This window comes from Nocardia sp. FDAARGOS_372, from assembly GCF_002554515.1.
Lineage (GTDB): Bacteria > Actinomycetota > Actinomycetes > Mycobacteriales > Mycobacteriaceae > Nocardia > Nocardia farcinica.
The window spans coordinates 1,680,024-1,691,897 of record NZ_PDDW01000001.1; the positions used below are offsets into that span (position 1 = coordinate 1,680,024).

The 11,874-nt window shown below is 70.9% G+C and carries 13 protein-coding genes; 9 read left to right on the forward strand and 4 right to left on the reverse strand.

Features of this window, described 5'->3' with window-relative positions; translation table 11 throughout:
- Window positions 1–58 precede the first annotated feature (58 nt).
- The 3 genes from CRM89_RS08350 (at window position 59) to CRM89_RS08360 (ending at window position 2,400) form a co-directional block, all read left to right on the forward strand.
- The gene (locus CRM89_RS08350; protein ID WP_098083675.1) at window positions 59–844 is read left to right on the forward strand and encodes an aldolase; all 786 of its coding nucleotides are present in this window, start codon (window positions 59–61) and stop codon (window positions 842–844) included.
- 18 nt (window positions 845–862) lie between these two features.
- Window positions 863–1,765, forward strand: coding sequence for a dihydrodipicolinate synthase family protein (locus tag CRM89_RS08355; protein ID WP_098083676.1), 903 nt, complete (start codon window positions 863–865; stop codon window positions 1,763–1,765).
- A gap of 101 nt (window positions 1,766–1,866) precedes the next feature.
- Window positions 1,867–2,400: a helix-turn-helix domain-containing protein gene (locus CRM89_RS08360; RefSeq protein WP_098083677.1), complete on the forward strand. Its 534-nt coding sequence runs from the start codon at window positions 1,867–1,869 to the stop codon at window positions 2,398–2,400.
- A 67-nt stretch (window positions 2,401–2,467) separates the two neighbouring features.
- Here the strand turns inward: CRM89_RS08360 and CRM89_RS08365 are convergent, their stop codons facing one another.
- Window positions 2,468–4,210, reverse strand: coding sequence for a 2-isopropylmalate synthase (locus tag CRM89_RS08365; RefSeq protein ID WP_098083678.1), 1,743 nt, complete (start codon window positions 4,208–4,210; stop codon window positions 2,468–2,470).
- Window positions 4,211–4,369: 159 nt separating this feature from the next.
- Window positions 4,370–5,266 (reverse strand): universal stress protein, encoded by an 897-nt coding sequence (locus tag CRM89_RS08370; protein ID WP_041560173.1) that lies wholly within the window; start codon window positions 5,264–5,266, stop codon window positions 4,370–4,372.
- A 289-nt stretch (window positions 5,267–5,555) separates the two neighbouring features.
- On the opposite strand from CRM89_RS08370, the gene CRM89_RS08375 reads away from it, so the two are divergent.
- The 5 genes from CRM89_RS08375 (at window position 5,556) to CRM89_RS08395 (ending at window position 9,586) form a co-directional block, all read left to right on the forward strand.
- Window positions 5,556–6,377: an IclR family transcriptional regulator gene (locus tag CRM89_RS08375; protein WP_060590843.1), complete on the forward strand. Its 822-nt coding sequence runs from the start codon at window positions 5,556–5,558 to the stop codon at window positions 6,375–6,377.
- A gap of 31 nt (window positions 6,378–6,408) precedes the next feature.
- Window positions 6,409–7,209, forward strand: coding sequence for a 2-keto-4-pentenoate hydratase (locus CRM89_RS08380; RefSeq protein ID WP_098083679.1), 801 nt, complete (start codon window positions 6,409–6,411; stop codon window positions 7,207–7,209).
- Window positions 7,206–7,994 carry a 2-keto-4-pentenoate hydratase gene (locus tag CRM89_RS08385; protein WP_098083680.1) on the forward strand — a complete coding sequence of 263 codons (789 nt, stop codon included), beginning with the start codon at window positions 7,206–7,208 and terminating at the stop codon, window positions 7,992–7,994. Before CRM89_RS08380 ends, CRM89_RS08385 begins: the two co-directional genes overlap by 4 nt.
- A gap of 1 nt (window position 7,995) precedes the next feature.
- Window positions 7,996–8,193: a tautomerase family protein gene (locus CRM89_RS08390; protein WP_098083681.1), complete on the forward strand. Its 198-nt coding sequence runs from the start codon at window positions 7,996–7,998 to the stop codon at window positions 8,191–8,193.
- Window positions 8,194–8,320: 127 nt separating this feature from the next.
- Window positions 8,321–9,586 (forward strand): acyl-CoA dehydrogenase family protein, encoded by a 1,266-nt coding sequence (locus CRM89_RS08395; protein ID WP_098083682.1) that lies wholly within the window; start codon window positions 8,321–8,323, stop codon window positions 9,584–9,586.
- A 6-nt stretch (window positions 9,587–9,592) separates the two neighbouring features.
- Here CRM89_RS08395 and CRM89_RS08400 read toward each other — a convergent pair whose 3' ends face one another.
- Complete coding sequence (locus tag CRM89_RS08400) at window positions 9,593–9,958, reverse strand: VOC family protein (protein WP_011209578.1); 366 nt, start codon at window positions 9,956–9,958, stop codon at window positions 9,593–9,595.
- 77 nt (window positions 9,959–10,035) lie between these two features.
- Here CRM89_RS08400 and CRM89_RS08405 point away from each other — a divergent pair, with 77 nt between their 5' ends.
- On the forward strand, window positions 10,036–10,557 hold the full coding sequence (locus tag CRM89_RS08405) for a MarR family winged helix-turn-helix transcriptional regulator (RefSeq protein ID WP_228821707.1): 522 nt from the start codon (window positions 10,036–10,038) through the stop codon (window positions 10,555–10,557).
- A gap of 84 nt (window positions 10,558–10,641) precedes the next feature.
- On the opposite strand, the gene CRM89_RS08410 is transcribed toward CRM89_RS08405, so the two are convergent.
- The gene (locus tag CRM89_RS08410) at window positions 10,642–11,736 is read right to left on the reverse strand and encodes a VOC family protein (RefSeq protein WP_011209581.1); all 1,095 of its coding nucleotides are present in this window, start codon (window positions 11,734–11,736) and stop codon (window positions 10,642–10,644) included.
- Window positions 11,737–11,874 lie beyond the last annotated feature (138 nt).

Consider the following 11,874-nt stretch of genomic DNA (forward strand, 5'->3'; position numbering starts at 1 on the left):
GATATGACACTTCGTGTCCTATCGTTCTCAATGTGTCTCACAGAAGGAAGGAGTTTCCATGGCCGAGACGATGAACGACTCCAAGACCGTGCTCACGGAACGGGCGAAACAGGACATGGCGACGCACTTCGGCGCGTCGGAATGGACGACCCGGCAGAAGCTGGCGCTGACCTGCCGCGCGCTCTACGACGCGGGGCACGATTCCGGCCTCGCCGGGCAGATCACCGCGCGTGCCGAGCAGCCGGGCACCTACTACACCCAGCGGCTCGGTCTCGGATTCGACGAGATCACCGACGCGAATCTGCTGCTGGTCGACGAGGATCTCCAGGTACTGGAGGGCAGCGGGATGGCCAACCCGGCCAACCGTTTCCACAGCTGGATCTACCGTGCCCGGCCCGATGTCCGGTGCATCGTGCACACCCACCCGTTCCACGTGGCGGCGTTGTCCATGCTCGAGATCCCCCTCGTGGTCTCGCAGATGGACATCGCCCCGCTCTACGACGACTGCGCGTTCCTACCCGACTGGCCCGGCGTTCCGGTCGGCAACGAGGAGGGCGAGATCATCACCGCCGCGCTCGGCGACAAGAAGGCCGTGCTGCTCGCCCACCACGGCCACGTGGTCGCCGGGGCCAGTATCGAGGAGGCGTGCTCGCTGGCCGTGCTGATCGAACGGGCGGCCGCGCTGCAACTGGCCGCGATGGCCGCCGGGACGATCGCGCCGCTGCCCGACCGGCTCGCCCGCGAAGCCCACGACTGGACTCTCACGCCCCGGCGCAGCCAAGCCAACTTCGCCTACTACGCGCGCCGCGCGCTGGTCCGGCACCCCGACGCGATCAGCGGCTGACCCCGAACAGGAGCACCCATGTCCACCATCCACGGCATCATCGCCTACCCGGTGACCCCGTTCGCTCCCGGCGACACCACCACCGTCGACACCGCCGCGCTGACCGCGCTCGTCGAGCGACTGGTCGCCGCGGGCGTCCACGCGATCGCACCGCTGGGCAGCACCGGCGAATCGGCCTATCTCACCGAGCAGGAGTACGACCTGGTCGTCGACACGACCGTGGCCGCCGTCGGGGGGCGCGTCCCCGTCGTCGTCGGCGCCTCCGACCTCACTACCGCCACCACGATCCGCCGCGCACAGTACGCCGAACGCGCGGGGGCCGATGCGGTGATGGTAGTGCCGGTGTCCTATTGGAAACTGTCCGACCGCGAAGTCGTGCAGCACTACCGCAGCGTCGCCGACGCGATCGGCCTGCCGCTGATGGCCTACAACAATCCCGCCACCAGCGGCATCGACATGAGCCCGGAACTGCTGGTGTCGATGTTCCGCGACATCGACAACCTCACCATGGTCAAGGAATCGACCGGCGATCTCGGCCGCATGCTCGCGATCCGCGAGCTGAGCGAGGGCGAACTGCCCTACTACAACGGCAGCAACCCACTCGTGCTGGACGCCTTGGTCAACGGTGCCACCGGGTGGTGCACCGCGGCCGCCTGTCTGGCGCCACGCAGCTGCCTCGACCTGTATGCGGCGGTGCGCGAAGGCGACCACGAGGCCGCGGCCGCGCACTACCGCGATCTCGGACCTCTGCTGCGATTCATCGTGGCGGGTGGCCTGCCCATCACCGTCAAGGCCGGCCTCGACCTGTTGGGCGAGGCCACCGGCGACCCCCGACCGCCGCTGCTTCCGCTCGTGGAGGCGGACCGGAACCGGTTGCGCGACATGCTCGCCGGCCTCGGCGCGACCGGCATCGCGCACTGAGGTCGAGCGCGGCGCCGTGGCGTTCCCCTCGCGCCACGGCGCCGCGCGTGCGGTGTCGTATAGTGCTACCAAGTGTCCGGACGCCGCAGACAGGAGGGACGGTGTCTTCGCTGGTACGGGCGGTGCGCAGGCAGCGCGGACTGACCCTGGAGGAGGTCGCGGCGCAGGCCGGGCTCACCAAGAGCTACCTGTCCAAGATCGAGCGGGAGCAGAGCAACCCCTCGATCGCGGTCGCGCTGAAGATCGCAAAGGCACTCGGGGTCGATGTGGGGCAGCTGTTCGCCACCGACGGCGCATCCCGCTCCCTGGTGATCGACCGCGCCGCCGACGACACCGGCGGCCCCGGCTACCGTACGCTCGCCACGGCCATGCTCGGCAAGTCCATGACGCCGTTCGTGCTGCGCCCGCACGACGACACCGAGGACTACGTGCACGCCGAACACCCCGGCCAGGAGTTCGTCTACGTCCTGACCGGGGAGGCTGAGCTGCACCACGGCGAGCAGGTGACGGTTCTCGCCGCCGGTGACAGCGCTTACTTCGACGCCGCGGTGCCGCACCGGATCCGGCGCCGCGGCGCGGCCGAAACCAGCGTCCTCGTCGTGGCGCATCACGAGCCGGGCGGCCGCGGGCAGTGAGGATCGCCGCGGCCGGCACCGCGCCCTCGGCCGGGGCCCGTCCCGGCCCGCGGAGCGCGGCAGCGCCTCAGCCCGGCCGGACCTCGGCGACGGCGCGCGCCGGTGCGGTGGCCGGGCCCACCGCGGCCGCCACGGCGTTCCCCACCGCGTCGCCCGCCGTGCGGCCCCGGCCTGCCGACCATCGCACGCCCGCGCCGTCGCGATATTCGACCAATGCCAGCGGCTCGCCCGTCACGGTGGTGTGGTGCACGGCGAGTACCTCGAGCTCGACGCCGTGCCGCCGCAGTGCCGCGCCCAGCTCCGCCGCGCTCGCCCCGGAGGCGACCACCCCGTCGATGCCGAGCCGATGGCCCGGATCGTCCTGCGGCGCATCCGCTTCCCCCTCGCGCAGATACACCGCACTGAACAGCGACCACAGTTCCGCCGCCGTCACCTCCCGTCCGGTGTCGTCGGTGTGCTGCTGGACGTGGCGGGCGAAATCGATCTGCAACCGCCGCGGCAGCACCGTGCCGTATTCCGACTCCAGCAGGTAGGCGATCCCGCCCTTGCCGGACTGGGAGTTGACCCGGATCACCGCGTCGTAGCTGCGGCCGATGTCGGCCGGGTCGATCGGCAGATACGGTACCCGCCAGTCGATCTCGCGTTCGGGAACACCGCGGGCGGCCGCTCGCGCGCGATGCTCGGCCAGTCCCTTCTTGATGGCGTCCTGGTGGGTGCCGCTGAACGCGGTGTGCACCAGGTCGCCGACATAGGGGTGCCTGGCGTGGATTTCGACGCGGTTGCAGTATTCGACGGTGCGGCGGATCTCGTCGATGTCGGAGAAGTCGATCATCGGGTCGACGCCCTGGGCGTGCAGGTTCAGCGCCAGGGTGGCGATGTCGACGTTGCCGGTGCGCTCGCCGTTGCCGAACACGCAGCCCTCCACCCGTTGTGCGCCGGCGAGCACCGCGAGTTCCGCGCACGCGATGCCGGTGCCGCGGTCGTTGTGCGGGTGCACCGAGAGGATGACGCTGTCGCGGCGGGCGAGGTTGCGGTGCATGTATTCGATCTGGTCGGCGTAGACGTTGGGGGTGGCGACCTCGACGGTGGCGGGCAGGTTCAGGATCACCGGGCGCTGCGGGGTGGCCTGCCACAGCTCGGTCATCGCGTCGCAGATCTCCAGCACGAAATCCGGTTCGGTGAGATTGAAGACCTCCGGCGAGAACTCGAAACGCACAGTGGGCAGGTCGCCCGCGCAGCGCAGCACCTCGCGGCCGCCGTCGAGGATCAGCGCGCGCAGTGCGGCGCGGTCGTGGCCGAGCACGACCTCGCGCCAGGTGGGTGCGGTCGCGGTGTACATGTGCACCACCACCGGATTGGTGATGCCGCGGATGGACTCGACCGTGCGCTCGATCAGGTCGCGCCGGGCCGGGGTGAAGACGACGACGGTGACGTCGTCCGGGGCGAGGTCGGTGTCGGCGAGGAGGCGGACGAAGTCGAAGTCGGTCTGCGAGGCCGACGGGTAGCCGACCTCGATTTCCTTGTAGCCCATCGCGACGAGCAGTTCGAAGAATCGCCGCTTGCGGGCGGGGTCCATCGGCTCGGCGAGTGCCTGGTTGCCGTCGCGCAGATCGACCGGCACCCACAGCGGCGCCTCGGTCAACCGGCGGGTGGGCCACTGCCGGTCGGTCAGCGGTACCTCGACACGGGAGTGGACATCGCGGTAGCGGTGCGAGGGCATCTGCGAGCGTCGCTGGCGATTCCAGGCGGGCGCGGTCGCGGGGATCTCCCCGACGGGCGTGGAGAGGGTGGGAAACACGGTGGCGGACATGCTTCTCCTGCTTCCTGACGGTCGGCGGTTCGACCGGCGCACACCCCACAGCCACGGCGGGGGGCCGGTCGGTCAGACCCCGCCGTGGCGGTGAAGCAGGAGAAGCGCGTAGTTCGTCATCACGGCGAACTGTAGCAACTCCGCAGACAAGTAGACAAGTCAGCGATGGCGGATCACGGTGATCGGGCACTCCACCACATGCAACAGCGCATTGCTCGTCGAGCCGAGCAGCATCCCGGTGAAACCACCCCGGCCCCGGCTGCCGACCACCACCAGCTGGGCATCGGCGGAGGCGTCGAGCAGTGCGCGCACCGGGCGGTCGGGCACCACGATCCGGCGGACCTGCACGTCGGGGTACTGCTCGGCGAACCCGGCCAGCCGCTCGGCCAGCACGGCGCGCTCCTCCTCGGCGACGTCGTCCCAGTTCGCGGGCAGCGCGATGGTGCTCGCGTCGCTCCAGGAATGCAGCGCGACCAGATCCACCTTGCGGCGCGCCGCCTCGGCGAAGGCGTACTGCACCGCGGCGACACTGCATTCGCTGCCGTCGACACCCACCAGCACCGGCTTGCCGAGCGAGACCGAATCGGTGGCCGAGCGCTCGTGGATGACCGTCACCGGACAGTGCGCGTGCCGCACCACCGCCGTGCTCACCGAGCCGAGCAGCCCGCGCTGGAACGCGCCCAGCCCGCGGCTGCCCACCACCACGGTCCGCGCCGACTTCGACCGGTCCAGCAGGGTCGGGATGATGAGATCCATCGTCACCTCGGTGGTGATCGGCACCGCCGATTCCCGCACCGCCTCCCGCGCCACCTGCGCCGCCTCGGCGACGATGCGCTCACCGTCGTCGCGCATCCAGGTCAGCTCGGCCTGCGGCACGCTCATGGCGGGCGCGAACCCGCCGATCACGGCCACCGAGGCGATCAGGTGCAACGGCACATCGTGCAAGCTCGCGGCCACCGCGCCCCACTCCGCGGCCTGATGCGAGCTCGGCGATCCGTCGACGGCGACCACGATCGGCGCGCCGGGCCGCTCCCCGGGAACACTGTCTGCACTCATCTCGGCTTCCTTTCCCATTCGGCAACCGCCTCCGTCCCCCTGAGCATGCCCCCGATCGGTCCGTCCTACCAGGGACGAACGGCCCGCGAGTCCGAGGACCACCGGCCCACGGCAACCGGGCCGAAAACCCACCGCCTGCACTCCGGGCAGCCGCCGATGCGCGGACAGTCATGGTTCCGTGCGTTGTCAGCCATGTCCCACCCGCGCGGGAACTCCTAGTGTTCCCGATCACAAGGGTCGCAGGCGGACGCCACGGCCCGGTGGTGATCGCGGAAAGGACGGACCCGACGTGGCGACGCTGCAGACGGTGCAGAAGATCGGACCGGTGCTCGACCTGTTCACGGCGCAGCAGCCGGAATGGGGAGTCTCGGAGGTCGCCGCCGCCATCGAGGTGCCGCGGTCGAGCGCGCACGCTCTGCTGTCGAGCCTGGTCGACACCGGCCTGTTGCAGTGCCGCACCCGCGGCCGGTACCGGCTGGGGTGGCGGGTGGTGGAGTTGGGTGAGACCCTGCGCAGCACCGTCGACGTCCGCTCGTGCGCGGCGCCGGTCCTCGAGCGCCTCGTCGAACAACACGGCGAGACAACGCATCTGGCGGTGATGGACCGCTGGAACGTGCTCTACGTGGACAAGATCCTCGGCAACCACAACATCACCGTGCAGGGCGCGCGCGTGGGCACCCGGCTCGACGCGCATTCGACGGCCGTCGGCAAGGTGCTGCTCGCCCAGCTCGACGAGATCGAACTGCGCCGCTATCTCGCGATGCGCCCGCTGCGGCGGCTGACTCCGGCGACCGTGACCCATCCGCAGGCACTCACCGACACCCTCGCCGGGGTGCGCACGGCCGGGCTGGCCGTCGACCTGGGCGAGACGGTGAGCGAAGTGCACTGCGTCGCCGCGCCGGTGCGCGACGATCTCGGCTCGGTGGTGGCGGCGGTGAGCATGAGCGTGCCCGCCACCCGCTTCGCGCAACGGCGGGCCCAGCTCGAGCGCGGTGTCGTCGGCGCCGCCCACGAGATCACCCGCGCCATCGCCGACGCCCACGACCGCGGCCCGCTGGCCCTGCGCGACGACCCGGCCGCCGGGTTCGCGCCGGTCCGGCGGGCAGGCTGACCCCACATCCCGAGCGAGAACAGAGGTGCCGATGGAATCCGAAACCACCGCGCGGAAGGCGGCCGACCGGCTGCTCGAGGTGTACCGCACGGGCCAGCCGATCGACCCGTTGACACCGGAGCATCCGGACGCGTCGATCGAGCTGGCCTACCGCATCCAACAGCGGCAGGTCGAACAGTGGACGCTGGCCGGTGACGTGGTCAAGGGCCACAAGGTGGGCCTGGCCTCGCGGGCGATCCAGCGTCAGATGGGCGTGGACCAACCCGATTTCGGTCACCTCACCGCGAGCATGTTCCATCTCGAGCACCAGCCGATCCCGGCCCGGCGGTTCCTGCAACCCCGCATCGAACCCGAAGTGGCCTTCGTGCTGGGCCGCCCGCTGACCGGCCCCGGGGTGACCGCGGCCGAGGCGGCGCGGGCGGTCGATTTCGTGCTGCCCGCGCTCGAGATCGTCGACTCCCGGATCAAGGACTGGCGCATCGGCATCTTCGACACCATCGCCGACAACGCCTCCTCCGGCGGGGTGATCCTGGGCAGCCGGCCGGTGCCACTCGCGGAGCTGGATCTGCGGCTGCTCGGCTGCACCCTGCACATCAACGGCGAGCTCACCGCCACCGGCGCGGGCGGCGCCGTGCTGGGCTCACCGCTCAACGCCCTGGTGTGGCTGGCCAACACGGTCGGCCCGCTCGGGGTGACGCTCGAACCCGGGCACGTGGTACTGCCGGGATCGATGACCCGCGCCTACCCGGTGGCGCCGGGGGACGCCGTGGCGGCGACGATCAGCGGGCTCGGCAGCGTCACCGCCGTGCTCGGCGGAAAGGACGAACAGTGACCGATCAGGCGTGGAGTGCGGCCCGGGTGGCCGACGTGCTGCTGCGGGCCGAGGAGGCCGCCACCGCGCGGACCTCGATCGCGGCGGACTGGGACGGGTTGGACCTGGCGACCGCCTACACCGCCCAGGACATCGCCTTACGGCTGCGGCTGGCCCGCGGCGAGCGGCTGACCGGGGTGAAACTCGGTGTCACGTCGAAGGCCAAGCAGCGGCAGGTCGGGGTGGACGCGCCGTCGACGGCCTGGCTGACCGATGCGATGATCCTGCCGATCGGCGCGCCCGTGCCGCGCGCGCGGCTGATCCAGGCGCGTGCCGAACCGGAGATCGCGTTCGTGATGGGCCGCAGGCTCGCCGGTCCGGGAGTGTCGGCGGCGACCGCGCTGGCCGCGGTGGACCACGTCCTCGGGGCGATCGAGATCATCGACAGCCGGTTCTCCGGCTACCGGTTCTCGATGATGGACGCGGTCGCCGACAACAACTCCTCCGGCCGCTACGTCACCGGCCCGATCGCGCGGCGACCCGAGGACCTCGATCTCGCGCTGGAAGCATGCCTGCTGGAAGTCGACGGTGAGGTGGTCGACTCCGCGACCGGCGCCGCCGTGCACGGGCACCCCGCCGAGGCGCTGGCGTTCGCGGCCAACACCCTCGCCGAGCGCGGGCTGGCCATCGAGCCCGGCTGGGTGGTGCTCACCGGCGGGATGACCGACGCGGTGCCGGTCGCACCCGGTGCCCGGATCGCCGCGCACTTCACCCATCTGGGTTCGGTCACCGTGGCGGGCGGCTGAGATGCCGATCATCGAGGTCACCATCGCCGCCGGGCGCGACCCCCGGCAACTGCGGCAGCTGATCCACGAACTCACCGCCGCCGCCCAGCGCGCCCTGCACGCCCCGCTGCCGACCATCCGGGTGATCCTGCGCGAGACCCCGCCCACCCATTTCGCCGCCGGTGACGTGACCCTCGCCGAGCGGCAGGGGCGCACCTGACCGTCCGCATATGCCGAATCCCGGATCGGCGAGCCGGGATTCGCGTCGGGCATCGTGATCGGTGGCGCACCCGCCGACGCGACCGGGATACACCCGGAGGGACCGATCCCCGATCCAGGAGAATCCGATGACCCCGCCCGACACTCGCGCCCTCACCGTGGTGGCCGACCCCGCGCCCGCCCCGGAACGGCTGGCCGATCGCCTCTACCACGACCTGCTGTCGCCGCCGGAGGTCCGCGCGGTGCGGACGCGGGTGCGCGGCTTCGCCGACGCCGCCGTCGCCCCCGTCGCCGCCCGCATCGCCGACGGTGACGAACGGCTCGACGGTTTCCCCCGCGACGCCTTCGAAGCGATGGGCGCCGAGGGCCTGTTCCGCATCCCCTTCCCCGCCGACGTGGGCGGCGAGAACCTGGCACATCGCGCGACCGCGACCGCCGTCGTGGTGGAGGAACTCGCCTACCACTCCAACAGCGTCGCCGCCATTTACGACGTGCACTGCATCCTCGCCGGTACGGCGCTGGCCCAGGGCACCGACCAGCAGCGGCGGCGCTGGCTGCGGCCGATCGTGACCGGCGAGATCGTCGGCTCCTTCGCCACCAGCGAGCCCGGCGCGTCCAGCGACCTCTCCCCCGCCGCGGTCCGGACCGTCGCGGAACCGCACGGGGACGGCTGGATCCTGCACGGCCGCAAACGCTGGATCACCAACTCCGTGGTCGCCGGCGTGGTGGTGGTACTCGCCCGCACCGGCGAGGCCCTCACCACCTTCATCGTGCCGACCTCGACGCCGGGCGTCACCATCGGTACGCCCGACCGCAAGCTCGGCAATCGTGGGCAGATCACCGCCGACGTGCTCCTCGACGGTGTACGCCTCGGACCCGACGCGGTGCTCGGCCGAGTCGGCGACGGCCTGCGCATCGCCCTCCAGACACTCACCTACGGCCGCATCGGCATCGGCGCCGCGGGTGTCGGCATGGCGCAGGCCGCCTTCGATCGCACGGTCGCCCACCTGAAGTCGCGCCACGCCTTCGGCGGGTCGCTGGCGTCCACGCAGCACTGGCAGTTCCGCATGGCCGACTACGCCGCCGACCTGGAGGCCGCTCGCAGCCTGTACCTGAAAGCGGCGCTCCGGCTGGACGCGGGCGAGCGCTTCCCCGAACCCGAGGCCGCGATGGCCAAACTGCGCGGCACCGAGCTGGCCGCGCGCATCGCCCGCGACGCCGTCCAGGCCTTCGGCGGCATGGGCTTCGTGCGCTCACTCGGCGCCGACGACACCCCAGGACCGGTGGAGGCCATCTACCGGGACAGCAAGATCGGCGAGATCTACGAGGGCGCCAACGAGATCCAGAAGTGGGTGCTGGCCCGGCAGATCTTCGGACGCGAGCACACCGGCTAGTGCCGCTCAGGCGGTGAGCAGCTCGTAGCTGTGGCCGTCGGGGGCGTGCACGTAGACACCGCGGCCGCCGGCCAAGTGGTTGATCCGGCGGTCCCACCCGTGTTCCGGGCCGGAGCCGTACTCCACGGCGGGCCATGTCGCCAGCCTCGCCAGCACGGCATCGAAGGTGTCGTCGTCGACGCGAAACGCGTAATGGCCGGGCTCGACCCGGCCGCGGTCGTCGAAGTCGAACGTCAGGTCGTCGTTGACGCGCACGGGCACGAACGGCCCGCTCGGGGCGGATACCGCCAAGCCCATCAACTCGGCGAAAAACGTTGCCGCGGCCACCTTGTCGGTCGCGGGGATGATCGTGTGATCGAGAACGATGGACATCGCCACCTCCTGCGGTACGAGCCCGAAGGCCAATTTGTATGCGATACGCACACAACGATACGTGCGTATCGCATACGATGTCGAGGGTGGGTACACGCGACGTTCGAAACACCACCGCCCGAGCAGCCACCGCCCCGGCCGACGCCGCCGCGACCGATGGTGGCCCCGCCCTGTTTCGGCTGGTCCGGTTCTGGTCGCGCCGCTGGAGCAACCAGGCACTCACGCGCGTCGCCGCGAACACCGACGCGGAGCTGCGGCGCGTGCAGCACATCCAGGTCGTGGAAGCCGTCGCCGCCGCGCTACGCACGGGCGAGGAAGCGACCGTCACCGATGTGGCCGAGCAGCTCGGGCTCGACCACTCCGGCGCCAGCCGCATGGTGCGCGACGCCGTCGCCGCCGGGTACCTCGCCCGCGGCGACTCCGCACGCGACCGCCGCCGTGTCGTCGTGCAGCTCACCGGCGCGGGCACCGAATTGCTGAGCGCATCCCACGACTGGCAACGCCGCTGCTTCGACCAGCTCACCGCGACATGGAACGAACAAGACCGCCGCCGCTTCGCCGGCTACCTCCAGCGCCTCGCCGACGAAACCATCCCCTGAACCGCTCACAACCCCCGAGTCGGGAAACGACGAAATCTCCGGTACCGAGGCCGGTACCGGAGACCTCGAGGTGTGTCGGCAGGCTCAGGCCGGGGCGCCGGACACCGCGCGGGAATGGTCGATGTCGTGCGGGATCGCCTGGTCGGCGGCCGCCACCTGCGGATCGTCGACGGGCGCACCGGGTCCGAAGTGCGAGAACTTCTCGATGTGCTGGTCCAGCGCCAGCGGGCTGGGCGTGCCGTAGGTGAAGTAGGTCTCCCACGGCAGTGCCGCACCGCCGACGGCCAGGCCGGTGTCGATGTCGGACATCTGCCAGGTCTTGGTCTGGGCGTCGGGGTCCAGGTGCAGGTAGCCGGCCTCGCCGAACAGTTCGATGCGGTTGCCGCCGGGCTCGAAGACGTAGAGGAACTGGCCCTGGGTGATGCCGTGCTTGTCCGGGCCTGCCTCGATGCGGATGTCGTAGTCGCGGAACATCTCCACCGCGTCGGCGAGGTGTTGGCCGGTGCCGTAGTAGAAGGCCAGGTGGTGCAGTTTGCCGCGGCCGCCGGTCATGTCGCGCATGCAGGCGACCTCGTGGCCGAGCAGATTCGAGCTCATCCACGCGCCGATCTCGACCTCGCCGTCCACCACGCGCTCGGTGGTGCGGAAGCCGAGGTGGCGTTCGAAGGCGTTCTTGACGGCGCTGACATCGGAGGACATCAGGTTGAGGTGGTCGATGCGCTTGACCGGGATTCCGGTGAGCGGCTTCTTGGACGGGCGCGAGAGGATCTTGCTGCGCAGCTCGGCGGGGGCGACGTATTTCTCGGCCTCCCAGAGCAATTGGAGGTTGTGGCCGTCGGGGGACTGGAACCGGAAGGTCTTGCCGTAGCCGGGTTCGTCCTCACTCCAGCTGCCCTCGACGTTGCCCTGCTTCAGCGAGGCGACGCGCCGCTCGAGCGCCTCCGGTGAGCTGGCGCGCAGCGCGGCATGGCCCATGCCGGCCTCGGCGGCCTCGGTCACCTTCAGGCTCCACGGGTAGGGGTCCTCGTACCCGCGCAGGTACACCGACTGCCCCTCCCGGCCCGTCACGTACATGCCGAGGAACTTGGTGAAGAAGTCCAGCGTCTCTTGCGGCGTCGGGGTGTAGAGCTCGGCACGGGCGAGGTGCGCGATGTCGAAACGGGCACTGGGGTCGGTCATGGTTGCTCCTGGTCTCCGCTTGCCCGGCGCGGGGCGCCGGTTGTGGTGGATGTCACGAGCTTGCGGCGTCCCGGCGCGGCCCGGCGGCGGCGTTCGGGATAGCCGAACACGACGGCGTCCGCGACCGCGGCTGTCCGG

Bases quoted from the DNA above. Each gene is read 5' to 3' on its own strand.
- CRM89_RS08365 (WP_098083678.1), bottom strand. From the start codon at position 4,210: ATGTCCGCCACCGTGTTTCCCACCCTCTCCACGCCCGTCGGGGAGATC.
- CRM89_RS08400 (WP_011209578.1), bottom strand. From the start codon at position 9,958: ATGTCCATCGTTCTCGATCACACGATCATCCCCGCGACCGACAAGGTG.
- CRM89_RS08395 (WP_098083682.1), top strand. From the start codon at position 8,321: ATGACCCCGCCCGACACTCGCGCCCTCACCGTGGTGGCCGACCCCGCG.
- CRM89_RS08370 (WP_041560173.1), bottom strand. From the start codon at position 5,266: ATGAGTGCAGACAGTGTTCCCGGGGAGCGGCCCGGCGCGCCGATCGTG.
- CRM89_RS08410 (WP_011209581.1), bottom strand. From the start codon at position 11,736: ATGACCGACCCCAGTGCCCGTTTCGACATCGCGCACCTCGCCCGTGCC.
- CRM89_RS08350 (WP_098083675.1), top strand. From the start codon at position 59: ATGGCCGAGACGATGAACGACTCCAAGACCGTGCTCACGGAACGGGCG.
- CRM89_RS08355 (WP_098083676.1), top strand. From the start codon at position 863: ATGTCCACCATCCACGGCATCATCGCCTACCCGGTGACCCCGTTCGCT.
- CRM89_RS08405 (WP_228821707.1), top strand. From the start codon at position 10,036: ATGTCGAGGGTGGGTACACGCGACGTTCGAAACACCACCGCCCGAGCA.
- CRM89_RS08390 (WP_098083681.1), top strand. From the start codon at position 7,996: ATGCCGATCATCGAGGTCACCATCGCCGCCGGGCGCGACCCCCGGCAA.
- CRM89_RS08380 (WP_098083679.1), top strand. From the start codon at position 6,409: ATGGAATCCGAAACCACCGCGCGGAAGGCGGCCGACCGGCTGCTCGAG.